This is a genomic window from Streptomyces racemochromogenes (genome assembly GCF_044129415.1).
GTDB classification, from domain to species: domain Bacteria; phylum Actinomycetota; class Actinomycetes; order Streptomycetales; family Streptomycetaceae; genus Streptomyces; species Streptomyces racemochromogenes_A.
Window position 1 is genome coordinate 1 of the sequence record NZ_JBBDHD010000112.1, and the last position, 21934, is coordinate 21934.

Sequence of the window (21934 nt, forward strand, 5' to 3'; positions counted from 1 at the left end):
CCCGGGGCGCCCGCCCCCGCCCCCCGCGAGCGTAAGAAGAAACAAACCCCCCCCCGCGGCCCCCGCGGGGGGGGGGGGCGCGGGGCCCCGCCCCCCCCCCCCCCCCCCCCCCCCCCCCCCTCCCGCATGCCCCCCTCGGGCCCGCTACGTCACTTCCCCAGCGAGCTCAGGTCCTGGGCGTACGTGCCCACCGCGTACGCGATCACGTCCAGGTTCGTGTCGAACGCCTTGAGGTCCAGGTTCTTCAGGGTGTCCCCCGCCCCGTGGTAGTTCGGGTCGTACGGGGCCCCGGCGGTGCCGCCGTGGCGCTTGGCCTGCTCGGCGGTCTTGATGCCCTCGGCGCCGGTGAAGGTGCCGCCCGCCGGGATGCCGTTCTCGATGAACGGGCCGTAGTCGGAGCGGCCGTCGAAGTCGCTGCCCTCGTGCGGCTTGCCCTTGCGGTCCAGGAAGCCGTTGATCAGCGACTCGATCTGCGCCGAACCGGCCGGGCCCGCGCCCGCGCCCGTCTTGTCGGAGTCGTCGCCGTCGTAGACGAACTGCACCGGGTTCGGCGAGGCGATCATGTCGAAGTTCAGGTAGAGGGCGATGTCCTTCTTCTGCTTGTCCGACAGCTGCGCCACGTAGTGCTCGGAGCCCAGCAGGCCCAGCTCCTCCGCCGACCACCAGGCGAAGCGCACCTTGTTGGCCGGCCCCCTGCCCTTCTTGTTGGCGCCCTCGTCGGCGAGCTTGAGGGCCACCTCCAGCAGACCGGCCGAGCCGGAGCCGTTGTCGTTGATGCCGGGGCCCTCGGGGACGGAGTCCAGGTGCGAGCCGAGCGTGACGACGCGGTCGGCGCGGCCGCCCCTGGTCTCGGCGATCACGTTGCGGGTGGTCTTCTTCACGTGCTCCTGGTCCAGCTCCAGGCGCACCTTCACCTCGCCCTTCGCGGCGGCGGCGGCCAGCGCCTCCCCGTCGGCCAGGGTGATGCCCGCGCTGGGGATGATCCCCTCGGAGGGGGAGGAGAACCCGCCGCGGACCGGAGTGGTGCCGCTGTGGTTGTAGACGATCACGCCGGCCGCGCCGGCCGCCGCGGCGGCCCGCTGCTTCTCCGCGAAGGTGCAGGCGCCCCGCTTGACCAAGGCGATCTTCCCCGTGAAGGCGCCGGCCGGGTAGTCGTCGGCGGTGCAGCCCGGGGTCTCGTCGACCCGCGCCAGGGCCAGCGGGGCGGTCAGCCCGCCGGCCGGGGTGGACTTGGTGAAGGTGAAGGCGGCGGTGGCCAGCTCGCGCGGCTGCTCGCCGAGGACGGTGGTCTTCTCCGTCTTCGTGTGCGCCTCGTAGATGTCGAAGTCCTGGTACGAGACCTCGTAGCCGGCCTTCTTCAGGGTGTCGTGGACGTAGGCGGCGGAGGCGGCGTGGCCCGGCGAGCCCGCGGCCCGGTTGCCGCCGTTGGCGTCGGCGATCTGCTGGAACTTCGCCAGGTGGCGGTAGGCCCCGCGCGCGGTGACCTCCTCGACCAGCTCCCTGGCGAGCTTCCCGTCGCGCGGGTGGGCGGCCGCCGGGGCGGCGGCCAGCAGGACGGGCGCGGCGACGGTGGCGGCCGCGAGGGCGGCGAGGGCGGGTATGGATCGGCGGCGGATGGTCCGCATGGTGGTGTTCCCCCCGGGTGGCGGTTTCGGCAACTGGTGCGCCGTGTCCGGATAACGATCACGGCTGAACGGACGCTAACCGGCTTCGACCAGGCAAAACGGACCTTCGGCGGCCCTGCAACACGCCCGTCACGGACTCGTCACCGGGGTTCACGGGTCCGACACTGTCCGCACCTCGGACAATGGATTGGACAAGCCTCGTGGGGTCGAACGCATGATGGCTTCACGCGCGCCCGCGTCCACGTATCGAAGGAGTCACCGTGAGGGTCGGAATCGTCGGAGCCACCGGACAGGTCGGCGGAGTCATGCGCAGCATCCTCGCCGAGCGGAAGTTCCCGGTCGACGAGCTGCGGCTCTTCGCCTCGGCCCGTTCCGCGGGCTCCACGCTGGAGTGGGAAGGCCGGGAGGTCACCATCGAGGACGCCGCCACGGCCGACTACTCGGGCCTGGACATCGTGCTCTTCTCCGCGGGCGGCGCGACCTCCAAGGCCCTCGCCGAGAAGGTCGCCTCCCAGGGCGCCGTCGTGATCGACAACTCCTCCGCCTGGCGCGGCCACCCCGAGGTCCCCCTCGTGGTCTCCGAGGTCAACCCGCACGCGATCAAGAACCGCCCCAAGGGCATCATCGCGAACCCGAACTGCACCACCATGGCCGCGATGCCCGTGCTGCGCCCCCTCCACGACGAGGCCGGCCTGACCGCGCTCGTCGCCACCACCTACCAGGCCGTCTCCGGCTCCGGCCTGGCGGGCGTGGCCGAGCTCGACGGCCAGGTCAAGGCCGTGGCCGAGGGCGCCACCGGTCTGGTCCACGACGGCGGCGCGGTCGACTTCCCGGAGCCGGGCGTCTACAAGCGCCCCATCGCCTTCAACGTGCTCCCGCTCGCCGGCTCGATCGTCGACGACGGCTCCTTCGAGACCGACGAGGAGCAGAAGCTCCGCAACGAGTCCCGCAAGATCCTGGAGATCCCCGGCCTCAAGGTCTCCGGCACCTGCGTGCGCGTCCCCGTCTTCTCGGGCCACTCCCTCCAGGTCAACGCCCGCTTCGAGCGCCCCCTCAGCGTCGAGCGCGCCTACGAGCTGCTGAAGGACGCCCCCGGCGTCGAGCTGTCCGAGATCCCGACCCCCCTCCAGGCCGCCGGCAAGGACGCCTCGTACGTGGGCCGCATCCGGGTGGACGAGACGGTCGACAACGGCCTCGCGCTGTTCCTCTCCAACGACAACCTGCGCAAGGGCGCGGCGCTGAACGCGGTGCAGATCGCGGAGCTCGTGGCCGAGGAGCTGCGCGGCTGACGCCCGCGGCGCGGACGCGGAGGGGGGGGGGCGCGGGGGGGGGGCCCCCCCCCTCTTCGCATGCCGTGTGCGGTGTCCCGTGGGGCTCAGAAGGCCTCGGTGAACAGCTGGGAGGCCTTCACGTCGGTGGCACGGTAGGCGCCCTTGCCGTGCTCGATGAGGCGGGCGGCCTCCTCAAGCTTCTTCTGCATGTGGTCGGCGCGCGCGTGGTACTTCTTCTGCAGGTCCAGGTATTGGGTGTGCGCCTCACCGTCCCAGGTGTCGGTGACGACCTTCACGGCCGACTCCATCTCCTCCAGGTCCTTGAGGATGTTCCTGGAGACCACGCGGATGCGGTCCGCCATCTGCTGGACGCTCTCGTACCGTACCCGGGTGTGGCCGTCGTTGTTGCCGGACATGCTCTTCTCCTTCGGCTGGCGTGCGGGGCGGGCGGCTCAGAGGCTGTCGAGGCCCGACTTCTGGAACTGGGTGAACACCTGGTGCACTTCCTCGTCCTGCGCGTTGGTGAGGTTCTTGGTCTCCGACACGGCGTGGTGCAGCACGCGGAGCAGGCGGCGGATCGCGTCGTGGTCCTCGTTCAGCTGCGCCTGGGCCGTTTTGAACCCATCGGCTCCGACACCGGTCCAGCCCGCGGCGGCGGTGGCCAGGATGTCGGCCAGCTCGCGCGCCTGGCGGGACACCGCGTCGCCGGTCTCGGAGATCTTGTTGGCCGCCTTGACGACCGGATCGTCGGCAAGTCCGAAATTGGTAGTCATCCGAAGCTCCTCACTTCTCAATTCCCCGGCCGAAGCGGGGGATCGCGCGGCGGAGCGGATCGTCCGGGCGCGGATTCGAGCCGCGCACAACGGAGTTCCCCCTCTGCCTCACGCCCTCCCCCGATCACAGTCGTGAAGCCTGCGGCCACTCTAGTCAGTTCGACCGACACGCCCAACACGGCGGCGGGCGTCGCGGACCACGGTGGCGGTCGCGGCGATGACCGCGATGAGGAGCCCCGTGATGCCCAGGGCGTACGTGGCGACCCGTTCGTCGTGCTCCTGGGCGGTCTCGGTGAGCGGGAGCGGCACGGCCTGCGGGGCGGCCGCCGGGGGCGGGCCGGGGTCCGGGACCGGGGCCCGGGGGACCTCGCGGTCCTGGGTGAGCGCGCGGACCGGGTCCACGACGCCCCAGCCCACGTAGTCGTCCCGGCCGTTGACGGAGCGCTCGGCGGTGTTCTGGATCTGCCAGACCACCTCCTGCGGGGTCCACTGCGGGTGCTTGGCGCGCAGCAGGGCGGCGACCCCGGCGACGTAGGGGGCGGAGAAGCTGGTGCCGTTGTCGATGCACTGGCCGAAGCCGGGGACGGTGGAGACCATGTCGACGCCGGGGGCGGCGATGCCGATGAAGTCGCCGGGCTGGGAGAACGCCGCCCGCTCGTTGTTGCGGTCGGAGGAGGCGACGGCGAGGACCCCGGGGAAGGCGGCGGGATAGGTCCGGCGCTTCTCGCCGCTCATTCCGTCGTTGCCGGCGGAGGCGATGACCACGGCCTTGGCGTCCAGGGCCCGCTGGACGGCCTTGGCGAGCTCGGAGTCCGCGGTCAGGGGGGCGTCGGTGTCCTGGGAGATGTTGATCACCTGGGCGCCCTTGGCGACGGCGTGGTCGATGGCCTGGGCGAGGGTGGCCGCGTTGCCGTTGCCCTGTCCGTCGTTCTGCCGGATGGGGATGACGGTGGCCTCGGGGGCCAGGCCGACGAAGCCGGTGCCCTGCTGGGGGCGGGCCGCGATCAGTCCGGCGACCTTGGTGCCGTGGCCGACGGTGTCGTTGGTGCCGTCACCGCCCTTGGGGTCGAGGAAATCGCGGCCGGCGCCGGTGTCGAGGGCGCCGGTCAGCTGGGGGTTGGCGCGGTCGACGCCGGTGTCGATGACCGCGACGCGGACGCCCTTGCCCCTGGTCTGCGCCCACAGGGCGTCGAAGGTGAGCCGCTGGAGGGCCCAGGGGCGGTCGGCGATCTGCTTCTTCATGGGGAAGGTGCACTCGCCGGCGCCGGCCGGGCCCCGTAGGTACGCGGGCCGGACCTGGGCAGGGTGGGCCTGGGCGGGGCCGCCGGTGGCCGCGACGAGGGCCAGCGCGGCCACCGGCAGGGCGGCGGCACGGAAGGGCTGGGGCACGGCCGGTCTCCTCACTCAGGAGCCCTGGGGCTGTCGGGCGGAGTTGGTGTCCAGGCGGGGCCCCTTGGAGAGGAACTCCGACCAGGCGATGGGCACCAGCGCCGGGACGACCCCGCCGTAGCCGAGCCGGACCTGCGCCTGGCTGGGCTCGGGCCGGCCGTCGCCGGAGGCGCCCGGGGCCTGCGGGTCGCGGGCCCCGATCTTCGACTGCTCGGCGTCGCTGTCGCCGTTGGCCTGCACGGCGTAGCGCAGGCCGGTGTCGGTGACGAGGAACAGGGCGCCCCCGGCGTTGGCCTGGCGGCCCTGGACCTGGGTGTAGAGCAGGCCGGTGCCGGGGGTGACGTACGAGCTGGTCCCGCTGGCGGTGATGTCCACGGGGAAACCGGTTCCGGCCCAGGTGCTCAGCGTCTGGTTGCCCTGGGAGTCGACGGAGCGCAGCACGTTGCAGACGGTGTCGCGCTGTTCGCCGGCCGGGGCGGAGCCGGGTGCGGCCGCCACCCGGTTGACCTGGCCGCCGCGCCTGCGGGGCCAGCGGACGTCGTCCTTGAACGCCGCGGCCTCGGGGTTCAGTGCCTGGAGGTCGACCTCGTGGGCCTTGCCGTGCATGTTGAGGCCGTCGGCCGCGGGCGCGGAGATCAGCAGCCAGGCGACGAACTCCGAGACCGGGGCGACCCGGTCGGGCAGGACGACGTAGTGCTGGGTGCCGGAGCCGGTCTGGGCGGTCAGCACCATGCCGACCCGGTTCTCGGTGCCGCCCAGCCCCGGGACGGCGGCGGGGGCGCCGGCGGTGCCGGGCAGCTGCGGGAAGCCGAGGTCGTCGCCGGAGTTGAGGGTGGCCAGCCACTCCTCGGTGACCGGCTGGGGGGTGGCCCCGGTGCCGACGAGCGCCGTGGTCAGGGTCCCGGAGTCGGGCCGCCCCTCGGGGAACCGGTACTTCGTGCCGGCCGAGTCGACCAGGAAGCGCTCCTTGGCCCCGCCGGTGCTCTGCACGTACAGCAGCTGGGTGTCGGTGGTGCGGTGCGCGTCGTCCATCAGGCCCGCCTCGCGGTCGGCGAGGACGAAGACGGCGGTCTGCACGCCGCGGTTGTTGCCGCCGGGCTGCTGGCAGACGGCCCAGCGCTTGGCCTTGGCGGCGTCCGCCTTCGCCGGGAGGCGGTCGGGGGCGTAGGGGATGCCGATGATGGGGCCGCGAGGGGGCTTGCCCGCGTCCAGCAGCCTGTCCTCGACCTGGACGACCTTGGACTTCTGCGGGTCGAGGAGGAGCCGCGCGGAGGCCAGGTTCAGCACGGGGTGCAGCCGGGTCTGGTCCTTGCCGTTGATCTTCGTGGTGAGGACCACGTAGCGGGTCGTCGACTGCTTGCCGACGATGACCATGGCTCCGGGCTCGTCCCAGCCCTTGGGCGCCTGCGGTTTGAACATCCCCCAGGCACCGAACCCGGAGACCAGCAGGGCGCCGACCACCACTCCGGGCAGGACGGCGCGCAGCGGGCGCGGGGCGCCCTCCTCGGTGCCGGTGGCGGAGGGCTGCAGAAAGGCGGACACCGTGCGCCGCTTCGCAAAGGTGTACGCGTTCAGCTCGTCGCGCCGTGACGCCATGACCGCCTGCTCCTCCCCGCACGGCCCGGTCGTTGGGGCCGCTCCCCCGGCCCTGCTTGTCGGACCGGGGACCTACTATGCCTCTTGACGGAGGGTCGGCAGGTGTCGGGTGTCCCCGGGCGGCGACCCGGAGCCCGGCGGATCCCTCCGGACCGGGGTATTCAGGGCTGTTGGGGTGGATGGGGGGATTCCGGTGACGGGCGGCCATGGCCGCGCGCCGGCCGGACTTCCCCGTTCCGCCCCCGAGTTGGGGAGGTGCGCCAGTGGGTGCCACCGCGACGGCGCCGCAGGCGGCCGGGACCGCACCCGCGCGCGGCGGGGTCACACCGCACCGGAGGCCGGGCACCGGCCGGTGGGGGCCGTTCCGACTGCAACAGCTCGTGCTCCTCCAGCTCGCCGCCGCCGTGCTCCTCGTGGCCTGGGTGGTGGAGCCGCTGCTGCTGGTGCCCGCCGGGGCCTGCGCGGCGGTGCTGGTGCCGCTGGCCCTGGTACGGCGCCACCAGCGCTCCCTGCCCGAGTGGATCGGCGGAGCGCTCGCGCTGCGCGCCCGGCGGCGCCGGGCCGCGTCCGCCACGGTGCCCGCGGGCACCGAGCCGGGGCTGGCGCCGCTGGTCGAGGCGGATCCGGCGCTGCGGACGACGACCTTCGGGGGCCGTGACCGGCGGCCGGTCGGCCTGGTCGGCGACGGCACCTTCCTGACGGCGGTGGTGCAGGTCGACATGGAGGCCACGGCGCTGCGTCCGGAGCGCACGGCGCGGCCGCTGCCGCTGTCCGCGGTGCGGGACATCCTGGAGGTGGACGGCATCCGGCTGGAGTCGGCGCAGCTGGTGCAGCACACCCAGCCGGCCCCGGCCCCGCACCTGCCGGCGCAGGCGGTGGCGACGCGCAACTACGCCCCGCTCCAGGCGCAGACGGGCGCCCCGGCGGTGCGGCTGACGTGGATCGCCCTCAAGCTCGACCCCGAGCTGTGCCCGGAGGCGGTCGCCGCGCGCGGCGGCGGGCTCACGGGGGCGCAGCGGTGCGTGGTGCGGGCGGCGGACCAGCTGGCGAGCCGGCTGACGGGGGCCGGGTTCCGGGCCACGGTGCTGACGGAGCAGGAACTGACGGGCGCGCTGGCGACGTCCTCGTGCGCGAACCCGATGGCGATCACCCAGGCGGGCCGGTCCGGGAGCACCGGGCGGCGCACGGAGGAGACGCCGCGGACGTGGCGCTGCGACGACCGCCGGCACACCACCTACTGGATAGCCCGCTGGCCGCAGCTGGGCGGCGCGGGGGCCGCTCTGCCGCAGCTCGTGGCCCTGCTGACCTCGCTGCCCGCGCTGGCGACGAACTTCAGCCTCACGATGGCCCCGGCCGGGCGTCAGGGCGTGTCGCTGACGGGACACGTACGGGTGACGGGGCGCAGTGACGAGGAGCTGGTGGCGGCCCGGCAGGAGCTGGAGCGGACGGCGCGGGGCGTGCGGACCGGCCTGGTACGGCTGGACCGGGAGCAGGTGCCGGGGCTGCTGGCCTCGCTGCCGCTGGGAGGGGCGCGATGAGGGGTGCGGGTTCGGTGCGGGGCGGGTTCGGGCTGGTCGGGCCGCGCCGGGAACGGCACGTGGTCCAGGCGGCGGACCTGGACGCGCTGGCGCTGCCCGTGGGGGACGACGGGGTCGTCATCGGCGTGGACGCCGGGGGGCGGCCGGCGGTCCTGGGCGTGAACCGGCCCGTCCCGTACGAGGTCACCCTGATCGGCGGACTGTGGACGGCCCAGGTGCTGGCCCTTCGGACGGCCGCCACGGGGGCGCGGGTCGCGGTGGAGACGGGGCGCGCGCAGGTGTGGTCCGGGCTGGCCCGCGCGGCCGGCGGCGGGCAGCAGTGCGTGACCCTGCACGACGTGGGCCGCGTGCCGCCGCAGGGCGCGTCGGCGGGCAGTCCGGTGCTGGTGGTCCGGGACTGCGGGATGAGGCCGCCGCGCGGGCGGGTGGTCGCCGGGCCGTGGCAGTCGGTCCTGACCCTGCTGCCGTACCTGAGCCCGACGGCGCCCCGGCTGCTGCGGAACTCCGCGCTGGTGGGGGTGCAGCGGGTGTCGCCGGACGAGGCGGAGCAGGTGGGCGCGCTGATGCGGCTGCCGAGCGCCGCGGTGGACTCGCTGCCGACGCTGGGCGACGGGGTGACGCTGTGGTGCACCCGGCAGGACCGGAAGTTCGTGATGACGCAGGGCACGGAGACGGAGACGGGCCTGCTGGGGCCGGCCCGGCGCATCGACTGACCCGCCGTGGGCCGGGGCGCCGCGGGAGGCCCCCGCTCCGGCGAGGCGGCTGCCGTCATGCCGTCGTCGGTGGGCGTCCGGGCGGCCGGGCATCGGCGTGCGGTCGCGTCTGCGCGTCGTCACGGCCGCGGGGGCGAGCGGTCGGGGCGGGGTGGCCGTCGGGCGCCGGTGATGGTTGCTCAGGGCCCGGAGGGCCTGTAGGCAGGACGTGTGGGGGCGTGACCTCCGGGGCCCGCGGCCACGGAGCGCGATTAGGCTGAGCGCGGGCGCGGCGTCTTACAGGAGGCGCCTGACCGGTGTTCGACAGACCAGGAGGATCAGTGAGCGGCGATCGGAACGAGAGGCGCGGCGGGACGTGGGATGTCCCGACGGACGATCAGTCCGACGCGGAGCCCGATGTGACGGGCGAGTTCACCATCGACTACACCCCGCCGGCCTGGTACACGCAGAGCCCGCCGCCCGCGCCCGCCGCGGGGGTGCCGGGGCTGCCGGAGGGCAGCGGCTTCGAGCCCCACCGTCCGACGGACGTGGTCTCGCCCCCGACGATGCGGATCGCTCCGCCGGCGCCGCGGGCCGGTACGCCGTCCCCGGGGGCCGAGCCGGGCTCCCCCGCGCCGTTCGCCGTACCCACCGTGCCGCCGCTCTCCGTGACGGCCGACGCCGGGTTCCCGGCACCGCCGCCCCCGCAACCGGGTACGCCCGGGACCCCGTTCCAGGACGCCGCACCGTCCGCCGACGCCGTCCCGGCCACGCCCCCGCAGACGCCCCCCGGCGACGGCACCCCGGAAGCCCCGGCGCACCCGGAGACGCCCAGGCAGTACCAGGGCGCCGCACCGGTCGCCGACGCCGTCCCGACCCACCCGAACCCGACTCCGGAGCCGCCTCCCAGCGCCCCGGCACACCCGGGCACACCCGGAGCCCCGCTCCAGGGCGCCGCACCGGTCACCGACGCCGTCCCGGGCTACCCGGCCACGCCCCCGCAGACGCCCCCCGGCGACGGCGCCCCGGAAGCCCCGGCACACCCGGAGACGCCCAGGCAGTACCAGGGCGCCGCACCGGTCACCGACGCCGTCCCGAACCACCCGAACCCGACCCCCGAGCCGCCCTCCACCGACGGCGCCCCGGCCCCCTCGGCACACCCGGGCACACCCGGCGTCCCGTTCCAGGGCGCCTCCCCCGCCGCCGACGCCGTCCCGGGCTACCCGGCCACACCCCCGCAGGCGCCCCCCGGCGCGGACGGCGCCCAGGGCGGAACGCCCGGGGACGCGGCCCCGGCTGACGCTCCGGCAGCCGCCGACCGGCTCGGTCAGCCGCCCGCGGCCGGTGTTCCGGCCCAGGGGCCGGTCCCGGCCGTGCCGCAGGACGCTCCGGGCGGGCGGACGGCCACGCCGCCCGAGGGCGTCGCCGTCCCGCCCGCGCCCGCCGATCAGGCGCCGTACGCCCCTGCGGGCGCCCCCTTCGGGGGACCCGGCGCCGATCTGCCGCCGCTGCCGCCCGCCTTCTCCTCCGGCCCGCCCCAGGAGTACGGGTTCCCGCAGGACGCAGCCCCGCAGCCGCAGGCCCCGCAGGGGTACGGGTTCCCGCCCGCCCCCCAGCAGCCGCAGGCCCCACAGCCCCCGCAGGGGTACGGGTTCCCGCCGGAGCAGGCGCAGCCGTCCCCGCACCCCCAGCCGCCCCAGGGGTACGGGTTCCCGCCCGCCGCCCAGCAGCCGCAGCCCCCGCAGCCCCAGCCGTACGGAGTCCCTCCGCAGCAGCCGCAGCCCCCGCAGGGGCCGTACCAGCAGCAGCCGCCCGGCCAGGGCCCCGGCGCGCCGCTCGGCTACACCGCCGCCGTCGAGCTGTCCTCCGACCGCCTGATCCGCGCCAAGCAGAAGCCCAAGCCCACCCGCTCCGGCTTCCGCTTCGGCGGCAAGGCGGCCGAAGCCGACCGCCAGCGCAAGCTGGAGCTCATCCGGACGCCGGTGATGTCCTGCTACCGGATCGCCGTGATCAGCCTCAAGGGCGGCGTCGGCAAGACCACGACGACCACCGCGCTCGGCGCCACCCTGGCCACCGAGCGCCAGGACAAGATCCTGGCCATCGACGCGAACCCCGACGCCGGCACCCTCGGCCGCCGCGTCCGCCGCGAGACCGGCGCGACGATCCGCGACCTGGTCCAGGCGATCCCGTACCTCCACTCGTACATGGACATCCGGCGGTTCACCTCGCAGGCCCCCTCGGGCCTGGAGATCATCGCCAACGACGTGGACCCGGCGGTCTCGACGACCTTCAACGACGAGGACTACCGCCGCGTCATCGAGACGCTCGGCCGCCAGTACCCGATCATCCTCACGGACTCGGGCACCGGGTTGCTGTACTCCGCCATGCGCGGGGTCCTCGACCTGGCCGATCAGCTGATCATCATCTCGACCCCGTCCGTGGACGGCGCGAGCAGCGCGAGCACCACGCTCGACTGGCTCTCCGCCCACGGTTACGCGGATCTCGTCTCGCGCTCGATCACCGTCATCTCCGGGGTCCGCGAGACCGCCAAGATGATCAAGGTCGAGGACATCGTGCAGCACTTCGAGACCCGCTGCCGGGGCGTCGTCGTGGTGCCGTTCGACGAGCACCTCGCGGCAGGCGCCGAGGTGGACCTCGACCTCATGCGGCCCAAGACCCGGGAGGCGTACTTCAACCTCTCGGCCCTGGTCGCGGAGGACTTCGTACGGGCCCAGCAGCAGGCCGCGCAGGGCCAGTGGGGCGGCCCGCCGCAGCACGTACAGGCGGCCCAGCAGCCGCAGCCGCAGCCGCCCCAGCAGCCCCAGGGGCCGTACCAGCAGCCGTACGCGCAGCAGCCCTACCAGCAGCCCGGCCAGCCCTGGCCGCAGCCCCCGGCTCCCGCACCCGCACCGGCACCGCAGCCCGGTCAGCCCCCGCGCGATCCGCGCCTCGGCTGAGAACGCCCGAGGGCCCGTACCGCCCAGGTCCTGGACGGTACGGGCCCTCGGCCGTCGCGGTACCGCGTCTAGCGGCGGGCGGCGTCGAAGGCGTCCGTCAGCCCCCGGGCCCGCTTCACGTCGTCCGCGATGGCCTCCAGCAGCCCGTCGAGCGAGTCGAACTTCGCCATTCCCCGCACGTACGCGAGGAACTCCACCGACACCTGCTTGCCGTACAGGTCGAGCCCGACGCGGTCGATCGCGTACGCCTCCACCGTCCGCTCGGTCGCGTCGAACTGCACGTTCGTACCGACCGAGATCGCCGCCGGCATCCGCTCGCCGTCCGCCGTCAGCCACCCCGCGTACACCCCGTCGGCCGGGACCGCGGTGTGCGGCGCCGTCTCCACGTTCGCCGTCGGATAGCCGAGCTCGCGCCCGCGCTGCGCACCGCGCACCACGACGCCCTCGATCCGGTGCGGGCGGCCCAGGATCTCGGCGGCCCCTTCCATGTCCCCCTCGGCGACCAGCCGGCGCGCCAGGGTGGAGGAGAACGGCACGCCGCCGCCCGCCTCGCCGCGCTCGACCAGGTCCACGACCTCGACCTCGTAGTCGTACGTGGAGCCCAGCTCGCGCAGGAAGTCCACGTTCCCGGCGGCCCGGTGGCCGAAGCGGAAGTTGGGGCCCTCGATGACGGCGCGCGCGTGCAGCTTGTCGACCAGCACCTTGACGATGAAGTCGGCCGGGGACAGCTGGGAGAACTCCGCCGTGAACGGCAGGATCAGCAGCGCGTCGACGCCGAGGCCGGCCATCAGTTCGGCGCGGCGGTCGTACGGCGCCAGGATCGGCGGGTGGCTGCCGGGTCGGACGACCTCGCTCGGGTGCGGGCTGAAGGTGACCACCACCGAGGGCACGCCGAGCGCACGGGCCTTGGCCACGGCCCGTCCGATGATCAGCTGGTGGCCCCGGTGCACACCGTCGTAGGAGCCGATGGTGACGACGCTGCGTCCCCAGTCCTGGGGGATGTCCTCCAAGCCACGCCAGCGCTGCACTGTGACCGCTCCTCGCCCGAACCCGTGTAGTCCCTGTACCGAATTGCCTTTTGCAGGTCTAAGACTGCCATGCCGGTGCCCCGGTCCCCGCATCGGAGTCCGGCAGTGCCACCGCCCGCCCGGGCTCAGGTGACGTCCGGGGCGGACCGGCTCAGGGACTCCACCGTACGGCGGGCTCCCGGGCCGAGCAGCGCCGCCGCCTCCGCCCGGGCCTCGGCGAGCCAGCGGGCCACCAGCGCCCCGAAGACGGGGTCGGCCCGGACCAGCTCCACCGTGCGCTGCTCGAACACCTCGGGGCCGCCCGGGATGCGCAGCAGCTGCCGTCCGGTGCGCCGCAGCAGCTCGCGGGTGCGGTCCTCGGGGCGGGTGCGGGCCGCTGCGGCGACCGCCGTCAGGAAGGCGCCGAGCACGCGGGGGTCGGGCTCCTCGCGCAGCAGGGTCTCGGCCAGCTCGGTCCGCAGTGCGGAGGTGGGCTCGCCTCCCGGGGCGGCCAGTACGCCGGCCAGCGCGGACCGCACCTGCGGCGGGGCGCCGCGCAGCAGGCCCAGGACGAGCGGGCGCAGCACGGGGGCGGCGGCCGGGCCCTGCTCCAGGCGACGGTCGACGAAGGCGGCGGCGTGCGGGGCGTCGGCGGGGTGCCGCGCGAGGTGCTCACGTACGAGGTCACCGGCGCGGCGGGCCAGAGCCGGGGTGGTCAGCGCGGCCAGGGCCCGCAGCACCTCCCCGTCGGCGCGGGCCCGCAGGGCGTCGAACACCGCGTCGGGGTCGGGCAGTACGGGCAGGGCGGCGACCAGCGCGGAGGCGGGCAGCCGGGAGCCGCGCTCGGGGTCGCGGAAGCAGTCGAGGGCGGCGGTGAGGTGGCGGGCGCGGGCCTGGGGGTCACGCAGCAGGATCCCGAGGGCGCTGCCGTGGAGGGGGAGGTCGCCGGGGCGGGCGAGGAGCGCCTCGGCGGCGAAGCGCAGCAGTTCCCGGTCGGCGGGGGCGCGGACGTGGGGAGCGGTGGCGAGCCCGTACGCGGCGGCGGCCACCCGCCGGCCGGGCCGCTCGTCGTGGGCCCAGCGGTCGACGGCGCGGGACAGGGCGGAGGGCTCGTCCTCGGCGAGGACGGCGAGCAGTTCGTCGGCGCGGGGGTGCGCGGCGTCGACGAGGGCTTCGGTGAGGTCGTCGAGGGCGAGGCGGCGGTGGGTGTGCAGGAGCGCCTGGGCGGCGGTGGCGACGGTGGCTCCGGGGCGGCCGCGCAGCCGGCGTTCGTCGGTGAACCAGGCACAGACCAGGGGCATGACGAGCTGTGGGGCGCGGGTGAGGCGGCGGCCGGCGGCTTCGAGGTAGCGGTGGTCGGAGGGCAGGAGGCGGCGCAGCAGGTCGAGCCGGTCCGGCTCGGACAGCCTGAGCCGGTTCCAGAACCAGCCGCCGAAGTCCTCCGGGCCGGCCCGGGCCACGTGCTCGGCGAGGGCGTGCAGGACCGGCAGGTAGGGGGTGGCGTCCGGGGCGCGCAGCAGGGTTCCGCGCAGCAGCCGGGCGGCCCACCAGACCCGGTCGGGGTGGACGTCCCCGGGCGGGGCCTCGGCGAAGTCGTTGAGGGCACCGACCAGCCGGGCCAGCACCTCCGTGGTCTCGGCGTCGGGCAGCCGGCGCAGGGCTTCGAGCACGGGCCCGATGCGGTGCCGGGGGACGGGCGGGCCGGGGGTGGCCGGGCCGGAGTGCACGAGGGTGTCGAGGGCGCGCGGGACGTCGAGGTGACAGGCCTGGAGCCAGTCGGAGAGCTCCTCGTGGGCGAAGCGGTAGCCGGGGCCGGCGGGGACGAGCAGGCCCTCGGTGAGGACGGCGGAGGCCCAGCCGGTGCGCCAGGGGAACAGTTCCTCGAAGGCGGCCCGGTCGAGCTGCCCCTGCCCGGGCCCGAGGCACCGCCGCGCGGCTTCGTGCACCCGCCCGGCCACCCGGGCGGCCAGCCGCCGCACCCCGGGGCCGTACACCCCGGCGGCGGGAGCCCCGTCCCCCTGGCCGCCCACCGGCCCACCGGGGTCCTCCCCGCCCCGGTCCCCCGCCCCGCGCCCGTCCGGGCGGGGCCGCTCCCCGCCGTCCCGGCCGCCCGGCCCGCCCCCGGAACCGGAGGCCCGGCCTGCGCCCGGCCATGGGCCGCGGGCGCCGTCCGTACGGGTCCACGGGCCGGAGTCCTCGCCGCCGCCGGCCCGAGGAGCCCGCCCCGCGCCGGCTCCGGCCCACACGCCGGACAGCCGGTCGCCGCCGCCTGCCGCGTCCGCCGAGAGCCCGTCGCCGCCCCCGGACCACCCGTCCACGCCCGGCGTGGAGCCGGCCCACCGGTCGGCGCCTCGCGAAGGACCGGATGAGCGGTCCGCGGGGGACCACACGCCGGAGGGCCCGTCGGCGCCCGGCGAAGCACCGGAGGATCCGTCCGCACCGGACCACGGGCCGGGCGGCCCGTCCGTACCGGGCCTGGAGCCGGACAGCCGGTCGGCGCCCGGCCGGGGAGCGGGCGACGCGTCGTCCGCGCCGGACCACACGCCGGAGGGCCGGTCCGTGCCGGACCAGGAGCCGTAAGGGCTTCCGGCCGTCACCGATGCCGAGCGGGCTCCCGCAGGGGCGGACCGCTCCGCCCCGTCGGGCGCAGCGGCCCGGGGCACCTCGCCGGACGGCGCCTGGGGCGGCCGGCCTCCGGCGGACGACCGGCCTGCGGCGGTCCGGGATCCGGAGGTCCGGCCCTCGGCGGTCCAGCGGCCGACGAGAGGGTTCCCGGGCGCCGGAGCCTCTACGCGGGAGGCCGTCGGCCCGGCTCCGGTGGCCGTGGCCCCGTCGTGGGCGCCCTGGCGGGGTCCCGGGACCGAAGGGCAGCGCTCGGTCGGGAAGGGGAATCCGGTGGGGCCGTCGGGGTGCGATCCGCCGGCCGGACCGGAAGACCCGGCCGGGCCCTCCCGGTGCGCGCCGCCGGCCACCGGAGGGGACCCCCAGGGGGTGTGCCGGGGCGCGGGGGCGGCCGGGCCGGAGAATCCGCCTCGGACATCCCGCGGAGCGGCGGCGTCGGAACGGGACGCCGCGCCACGGACGGCGGGCCCGGGGGATCCGCCGGCCGCCCGGGTCGCAGGGCCGCCGGGCCGGGGGGCGGGGATCGGGTGGGGGTCCGCGGCGATGCGGACCGCCGCGCGGAGGAACAGGAGGTCCAGGTGGGCGGCGAAGACCTCGTCCCGCGTCGGACGGCCCCCGGTGACCCCGGCGGCCCGGAGGCCCGCGAGCAGGCCGAGCGTGAGGGGGTGGCGTGCGTCGGCCTCCCGCACCGCGTCCGGCGGGATGCCGAGCCGGGCCCGGGCCGTCTCGGCCTCCGCCGGGGTGAGGTCGCCGACGGGCAGGGCGGGCGGGAGCCGCCGGACGGAGCGCTCGGGGGTGTGCAGCAACTCCGGCGGCCAGAGCGCGCCGGCCCGCTCCCAGTACTCGGGCCGGGCGGCGACCACCAGCCGGGCCCCGGTTCCGCACAGCCACGCGGCGGTGGCCACGGTCCACGGCGCGAGACGGTGCGCCAGGCCGGGCGGCATCTCCTCGGGAGCGTCCAGTACCACCAGCAGCGCCCGGCCCGCTGCGGCGGCGAGCCGGGCCACCCGCTCGGCCATCGCCCCGCTCGCGTCCGCCCCTCCGGCCGGGTCCCCCTCCCCTCCTCGGGCAGCCCCGACAGCCCCGGCAACCCCGGCCACCTTGCGGGCGTCCCCTCCCGCCCCTGCCAGGCCGGCCGCGCCCGCCCGGCCCCCGAAACCCGGGGCCACCCCACCGGCGCCCGCCGCACCCGCCATGCCCGCGGTACCTGCGACGCGCACCGTGTCCCCCGCCACCCCGGCCCTGGCCGGGCCCGCCCCCGCCGGGTCGCTCCAGGCGGCCGTGGCCGTCGCGGTGACGCGGGCCGCTTCCGCCAGGGAGCGGGTCACGGCGTCGGCCAGGGAGGTGTCGTCGGGGCGCAGGTCGGCGCCGCGCAGCCAGAGGGACGGGGCCGGGCGGGGGCCGCGGGCGCGGTCGGCGGCCAGGGTGGCGAGGGCGGTGGTGCGGCCGGTGCCGGGGTCGCCGACGAGGCCGAGGATCAGGTCCTGGCCGGCGGTGAAGGCGGCCAGCCCGGCGGCGATCGCGGGGCGTGCCGCGGGCTCCGGCCCCGGTCCCCCGCCGCCGGCCGCGGGGAGCGCCGAGCCGAGGGTGGTCGCGGTCAGTTCCAGGACCCCCGCCAGGTTGAGGTCGGCCCCGTACGCCGGGACGGTGGCCGCGTTGCGCTCCAGCAGGGCCGCCAGGGGCCCGCCGGGCGCGGTGGCGGCGGCCTCGCGCAGCGGGACGGCGAAGCTGCCGGAGCGCCGTTCCGCCGTGAGAGCGGTGCCCACCACCGCGAGCACCGCTCCGGTCTCCGCGTCGAGGACCGGCCCGCCGCAGGCCGCACCGCCGAGCCGCAGGGCGTCCCGGCCGTCCGTGCCGATCGCCAGCTCCAGGGTGGCGGGGAGCAGCCATCGTCGGCCGGCCGCGGTGTGGGAGACCTCCGCGCCCGCCCCGAGCACCCGCGCCTGGCGCCAGCCCCGCGCCAGGACGCGTACGTACGTACCGGAAAGGACGCTCCCGCACGCGGCGACCGGCAGCGGCCGCAGGCCGAGGCCGTCGCTCGGCACCAGCGCCAGCCCGAGCTCCGGCAGGCCGATCACCTCGTCGGCCCCGGTCCACCAGGTCCGCCCGCCCGGTGCGCACAGCTCGATCCGCGCCAGGCCTTCGACGGCCTCGTGGCCGGTCAGCACCGTCCCGCGGTCGTCGGCCACGAACCCGCTGCCGCACGTCCGGCCGGCCGGATCACGGATCGTGACGAGTTCCGAGCCCGCGGCGGCCTCCGCGGATCCGAAGGAGGGCCCCGGGGATCCCGCAGCCCTCCGGGAACCCGCGCCGGCGCCCGCCTCCGCACCGCCTGTGACCTCGTCCGTCAACGCCGCACCACTCCCCCGCACACGGGACCCGTGGTCATGACGGTAGGCAAGTGAAGATCGAGACGAAAAGCGCGTGTGCCGAAAGCGCCCCCTCGCGCTCCCTCAATTCACTCCGAGCGCCTGCTCGGTCGAGTGAATATGGGGCTCCGGGTGGATAGAGACCTACCCGAGGGGGGTCGTGGAGCGGTGAGCAGCAGTCGGTGTGCGCTCACCGCTCCACGTCGAAGGAGCAGCCTGCCGAACGGCGGCGGCTCAGACGAAGACCGCCAGGGACTTCGCCTTGCCGCCCTTGCTCTCGACGAGCCCGAGCAGCTGGCCCTGCGGCCCGTAGACCGCCACGGTCCGGCCGTCCTGGTACTCGTCCGGCATCTCGATCCGCACGCCGTTGGCGAGCAGCGAGGCCCGGCGGGCGTCCAGGTCCCAGCGGGCGAACGCGGCCGCGGCCGCCTCGCCGATCGGCATGACGGTCAGCTCCTCCTGGAGCTGGTCCAGCGTGCGCGCCTTGTCGAGCTTGTACGGGCCCACCCGCGTGCGCCGCAGCGCCGTGAGGTGGCCGCCGACGCCCAGGTCGGCGCCCAGGTCGCGGGCGAGGGCGCGGATGTAGGTGCCGCTGGAGCAGACGACGGAGACGACCAGGTCGACGACCTTGGTGCCGTCCTCGGCCTCCGCCTCCCGCATGTCGTACACCTGGAACGACGAGATGGTCACCGGGCGGGCCGGGATCTCGAAGTCCTCGCCGTCGCGGGCGCGCTTGTAGGAGCGCACGCCCTTGATCTTGATGGCGCTGACCTTGGACGGCACCTGCATGATGTCGCCGGTCAGCTTGGCGATCCCCGCGTCCACGGCTTCCCGGGTGACCCCGGAGGCGTCGGCGGACGCGGTGATCTCGCCCTCGGCGTCGTCCGTGAGGGTGTACTGCCCGAGGCGGATCGTCCCGAGGTACTCCTTCTCGGTCAGCGCGAGGTGGCCGAGGAGCTTGGTGGCCTTCTCGACGCCGAGGACGAGGACTCCCGTCGCCATGGGGTCGAGGGTGCCGGCGTGGCCGACGCGGCGGGTCTTGGCGATCCCGCGCATCTTGGCGACCACGTCGTGCGAAGTGAAGCCGGACGGCTTGTCGACGATGACAAGGCCGTCCGGAGTCTTCCCTGCGTTGGTGCTCATTCCGCGGCTGCGTCCTCGTCGTCTTCTTCGCCCGGCTTCTTGTACGGGTCGGCGTCACCGGCGTACTGGGCGCCGGAGGAGACCTCGCGCACCTGGGCGTCGGAGGCGCGCGCCTTGTCGAGGAGGTCCTCGATGGTCCTGGCGTTCTCCGGGAGGGCGTCCGCGACGAAGGTCAGGGTGGGCGTGAACTTGGTCCCCGCCGCCCGGCCGACCGCGGAACGCAGTACGCCCTTGGCGCTCTCCAGGCCCGCTGCCGCGCTGGCCCGGTCCTCGTCGTCGCCGTAGACCGTGTAGAAGACCGTGGCCTCCCGCAGGTCGCCGGTGACCCGGGTGTCGGTGATGGTCACGTGCGTGCCGAGGCGGGGGTCCTTGACTCCACGCTGCAGCTTCTGCGCCACCACCTCCCGGATGAGGTCCGCCAGCTTCTTCGCCCGCGCATTGTCGGCCACTGGTCCGTCTCCTTCTTCCTTGCAGACAAGCAATCAGTCTTCATCACCGTGGAACCGCCGCCTGACGGACAGCAGCTCCACTTCCGGACGTGCCGCGACCAGCCGCTCACAGCGGTCGAGCACGTCCGACACGAACCCCGCGTCCCCGCTCACCAGGGCGACCCCTACACGGGCCCTGCGGTGCAGGTCCTGGTCGCCCACCTCGGCCGCGCTCACGGAGAACTTGCGCTGGAGCTCGGCGACGATGGGCCGGACGACGGAGCGTTTCTCCTTCAACGAGTGGACGTCGCCGAGGAGCAAATCGAAGGACAGAGTCCCCACGTACATGCAGTTCCGGATATCCCGCCGGTGCGGGTTCGGTGGCCTGCCGGCCGTCGCTCGGCAGGGTCACCAGAACCGTACACGCAACGGCCGGGGCCGATCGACGGATATTCCGCCGACCGGCCCCGGTGTGCAGTTACGACACGGTGCGAACCGCCTCGCGCTTACGCGCGGGGCTTCTCGCGCATCTCGTACGTCGCGATGACGTCGTCGATCTTGATGTCGTTGAAGGAGCCGAGGTTGATACCGCCCTCGAAGCCTTCGCGGATCTCGGTGACGTCGTCCTTGAAGCGGCGCAGACCCGAGATGGTGAGGTTCTCGGCGATGACCTTGCCATCGCGCAGGAGCCGCGCCTTGGTGTTGCGTTTGACCTCGCCCGAGCGGACCAGGACACCGGCGATGTTGCCCAGCTTGGACGAGCGGAAGATCTCGCGGATCTCCGCCGTACCGAGCTCGACCTCTTCGTACTCCGGCTTGAGGAGACCCTTCAGGGCCGCCTCGATCTCCTCGATGGCCTGGTAGATCACCGAGTAGTACCGGACGTCGACGCCCTCGCGGTCCGCCATCTGCGCGGCACGGCCGGCCGCACGGACGTTGTAACCGATGACGATGGCGTCGGAGCCCATCGCCAGCGAGATGTCCGACTCGGTGACCGCACCCACACCGCGGTGCAGGACGCGGATGTCGACCTCTTCGCCGACGTCGAGCTGGAGCAGCGAGGACTCCAGGGCCTCGACCGCACCGGACGCGTCGCCCTTGATGATGAGGTTGAGTTCCTGGACCAGACCGGCCTTGAGCACGGAGTCGAGGTCCTCAAGGGACACGCGACGGACGCGCTTGGCGAAGTTGGCGTTGCGCTCGCGCGCAGCACGCTTCTCGGCGATCTGACGGGCGGTGCGGTCCTCGTCGACGACGAGGAAGTTGTCGCCGGCGCCGGGGACGTTGGTGAGACCCAGGACCAGGACGGGGGTCGACGGACCCGCTTCCTCGACGTTGTTGCCCTTGTCGTCGAGCATGGCGCGCACACGGCCGTAGGCGTCGCCCACGACCATCGTGTCGCCGACGCGGAGGGTACCGCGCTGGACGAGGACGGTGGCGACGGCACCGCGGCCGCGGTCGAGGTGGGACTCGATCGCGATGCCCTGGGCGTCCTGCTCGGGGTTGGCGCGCAGGTCCAGCGAGGCGTCGGCGGTGAGGACGACGGCCTCCAGCAGGGAGTCGATGTGCAGACCCTGCTTGGCGGAGATGTCGACGAACATCGTGTCGCCGCCGTACTCCTCGGCCACCAGACCGAACTCGGTCAGCTGACCGCGGACCTTGGTCGGGTCGGCACCCTCGACGTCGATCTTGTTGACCGCGACGACGATCGGGACGCCGGCGGCCTTGGCGTGGTTGAGCGCCTCGATCGTCTGCGGCATGACGCCGTCGTTGGCCGCGACCACGAGGATCGCGATGTCGGTCGACTTCGCACCACGGGCACGCATGGCGGTGAACGCCTCGTGACCCGGGGTGTCGATGAAGGTGATCTTGCGGTCTTCGTCGTTGACCTGGGTGGTGACCTGGTAGGCACCGATGTGCTGGGTGATGCCACCGGCCTCGCCCGCGACGACGTTCGTCTTGCGGATGGCGTCGAGGAGGCGGGTCTTACCGTGGTCGACGTGACCCATGACGGTCACGACCGGCGGACGCGGCAGCAGGAACTCCTCGCCGCCCTCGTCCTCGCCGAACTCGATGTCGAAGCCCTCCAGGAGCTCGCGGTCCTCCTCCTCCGGGCTGACGATCTGAACCGTGTAGTTCATCTCGTCGGCGAGGAGCTGGAGGGTCTCGTCGGAGACGGACTGCGTGGCAGTGACCATCTCGCCGAGGTTCATCATGACCGCGACCAGCGACGCCGGGTTGGCGTTGATCTTCTCCGCGAAGTCGGTGAGGGACGCACCGCGCGACAGGCGAACGGTCTCGCCGTTGCCGCGGGGCAGCATCACGCCGCCCACGGACGGGGCCTGCATGGCCTCGTACTCCTGGCGCCTCTGACGCTTCGACTTGCGGCCGCGACGGGCGGGCCCGCCGGGACGGCCGAACGCACCCTGCGTGCCACCACGGGCACCCGGGCCGCCCGCGAAGGAGCCGGCCGGCGGGTGGGGCAGCGAGGCGTCGTTCTGGTGTGCCCAGAACCGGTGGTGCT

At 74.9% G+C, this 21934-nt stretch carries 15 protein-coding genes; 4 read left to right on the top strand and 11 right to left on the bottom strand.

All coding sequences use genetic code 11. The features are described from left to right. Window positions 1-149 precede the first annotated feature (149 nt). Window positions 150-1625 (bottom strand): M28 family metallopeptidase, encoded by a 1476-nt coding sequence (locus WDV06_RS29375; RefSeq protein ID WP_395512829.1) that lies wholly within the window; start codon window positions 1623-1625, stop codon window positions 150-152. Window positions 1626-1885: 260 nt separating this feature from the next. Here WDV06_RS29375 and WDV06_RS29380 point away from each other — a divergent pair, with 260 nt between their 5' ends. After that, window positions 1886-2914 carry an aspartate-semialdehyde dehydrogenase gene (locus tag WDV06_RS29380; protein WP_395512830.1) on the top strand — a complete coding sequence of 343 codons (1029 nt, stop codon included), beginning with the start codon at window positions 1886-1888 and terminating at the stop codon, window positions 2912-2914. 86 nt (window positions 2915-3000) lie between these two features. Here WDV06_RS29380 and WDV06_RS29385 read toward each other — a convergent pair whose 3' ends face one another. From WDV06_RS29385 to eccB, 4 genes are all read right to left on the bottom strand, one after another. Further along, window positions 3001-3312, bottom strand: coding sequence for a WXG100 family type VII secretion target (locus tag WDV06_RS29385; RefSeq protein WP_045946038.1), 312 nt, complete (start codon window positions 3310-3312; stop codon window positions 3001-3003). A gap of 36 nt (window positions 3313-3348) precedes the next feature. After that, window positions 3349-3669: a WXG100 family type VII secretion target gene (locus tag WDV06_RS29390; RefSeq protein WP_045946039.1), complete on the bottom strand. Its 321-nt coding sequence runs from the start codon at window positions 3667-3669 to the stop codon at window positions 3349-3351. 150 nt (window positions 3670-3819) lie between these two features. After that, a complete protein-coding gene (mycP, locus tag WDV06_RS29395) occupies window positions 3820-5058 on the bottom strand; it encodes a type VII secretion-associated serine protease mycosin (RefSeq protein WP_395512831.1) in 1239 nt (412 codons plus the stop codon). A 15-nt stretch (window positions 5059-5073) separates the two neighbouring features. Continuing rightward, window positions 5074-6654, bottom strand: a complete 1581-nt coding sequence (gene eccB, locus WDV06_RS29400; RefSeq protein WP_395512832.1) for a type VII secretion protein EccB — start codon at window positions 6652-6654, stop codon at window positions 5074-5076. 263 nt (window positions 6655-6917) lie between these two features. On the opposite strand from eccB, the gene eccE reads away from it, so the two are divergent. The 3 genes from eccE (at window position 6918) to WDV06_RS29415 (ending at window position 11841) form a co-directional block, all read left to right on the top strand. Further along, the gene (gene eccE, locus WDV06_RS29405) at window positions 6918-8192 is read left to right on the top strand and encodes a type VII secretion protein EccE (RefSeq protein ID WP_395512833.1); all 1275 of its coding nucleotides are present in this window, start codon (window positions 6918-6920) and stop codon (window positions 8190-8192) included. Continuing rightward, the gene (locus WDV06_RS29410; protein ID WP_395512834.1) at window positions 8189-8905 is read left to right on the top strand and encodes a hypothetical protein; all 717 of its coding nucleotides are present in this window, start codon (window positions 8189-8191) and stop codon (window positions 8903-8905) included. Before eccE ends, WDV06_RS29410 begins: the two co-directional genes overlap by 4 nt. A gap of 320 nt (window positions 8906-9225) precedes the next feature. Beyond that, entirely contained in the window at window positions 9226-11841 is a 2616-nt protein-coding gene (locus WDV06_RS29415) for an SCO5717 family growth-regulating ATPase (RefSeq protein ID WP_395512835.1), read from the top strand. A gap of 68 nt (window positions 11842-11909) precedes the next feature. Here the strand turns inward: WDV06_RS29415 and WDV06_RS29420 are convergent, their stop codons facing one another. The 6 genes from WDV06_RS29420 to infB form a co-directional block, all read right to left on the bottom strand. Further along, entirely contained in the window at window positions 11910-12869 is a 960-nt protein-coding gene (locus WDV06_RS29420; protein WP_395512836.1) for a bifunctional riboflavin kinase/FAD synthetase, read from the bottom strand. A 125-nt stretch (window positions 12870-12994) separates the two neighbouring features. Further along, the gene (locus tag WDV06_RS29425) at window positions 12995-17659 is read right to left on the bottom strand and encodes a hypothetical protein (protein WP_395512837.1); all 4665 of its coding nucleotides are present in this window, start codon (window positions 17657-17659) and stop codon (window positions 12995-12997) included. A 414-nt stretch (window positions 17660-18073) separates the two neighbouring features. Continuing rightward, the gene (gene truB / locus WDV06_RS29430) at window positions 18074-18982 is read right to left on the bottom strand and encodes a tRNA pseudouridine(55) synthase TruB (RefSeq protein WP_395512838.1); all 909 of its coding nucleotides are present in this window, start codon (window positions 18980-18982) and stop codon (window positions 18074-18076) included. Next, window positions 18979-19431 carry a 30S ribosome-binding factor RbfA gene (gene rbfA / locus WDV06_RS29435; RefSeq protein WP_395512839.1) on the bottom strand — a complete coding sequence of 151 codons (453 nt, stop codon included), beginning with the start codon at window positions 19429-19431 and terminating at the stop codon, window positions 18979-18981. The genes truB and rbfA overlap by 4 nt, the downstream gene beginning before the upstream one ends. A gap of 33 nt (window positions 19432-19464) precedes the next feature. Further along, window positions 19465-19758 (bottom strand): DUF503 domain-containing protein, encoded by a 294-nt coding sequence (locus tag WDV06_RS29440; protein ID WP_395512840.1) that lies wholly within the window; start codon window positions 19756-19758, stop codon window positions 19465-19467. A 158-nt stretch (window positions 19759-19916) separates the two neighbouring features. Next, a partial coding sequence (infB, locus tag WDV06_RS29445; RefSeq protein ID WP_395512841.1) for a translation initiation factor IF-2 occupies window positions 19917-21934 on the bottom strand: 2018 nt, incomplete at its 5' end.

Bases quoted from the DNA above. Each gene is read 5' to 3' on its own strand.
- WDV06_RS29375 (WP_395512829.1), bottom strand. From the start codon at position 1,625: ATGCGGACCATCCGCCGCCGATCCATACCCGCCCTCGCCGCCCTCGCG.
- WDV06_RS29385 (WP_045946038.1), bottom strand. From the start codon at position 3,312: ATGTCCGGCAACAACGACGGCCACACCCGGGTACGGTACGAGAGCGTC.
- WDV06_RS29390 (WP_045946039.1), bottom strand. From the start codon at position 3,669: ATGACTACCAATTTCGGACTTGCCGACGATCCGGTCGTCAAGGCGGCC.
- eccB (WP_395512832.1), bottom strand. From the start codon at position 6,654: ATGGCGTCACGGCGCGACGAGCTGAACGCGTACACCTTTGCGAAGCGG.
- WDV06_RS29410 (WP_395512834.1), top strand. From the start codon at position 8,189: ATGAGGGGTGCGGGTTCGGTGCGGGGCGGGTTCGGGCTGGTCGGGCCG.
- truB (WP_395512838.1), bottom strand. From the start codon at position 18,982: ATGAGCACCAACGCAGGGAAGACTCCGGACGGCCTTGTCATCGTCGAC.
- WDV06_RS29440 (WP_395512840.1), bottom strand. From the start codon at position 19,758: ATGTACGTGGGGACTCTGTCCTTCGATTTGCTCCTCGGCGACGTCCAC.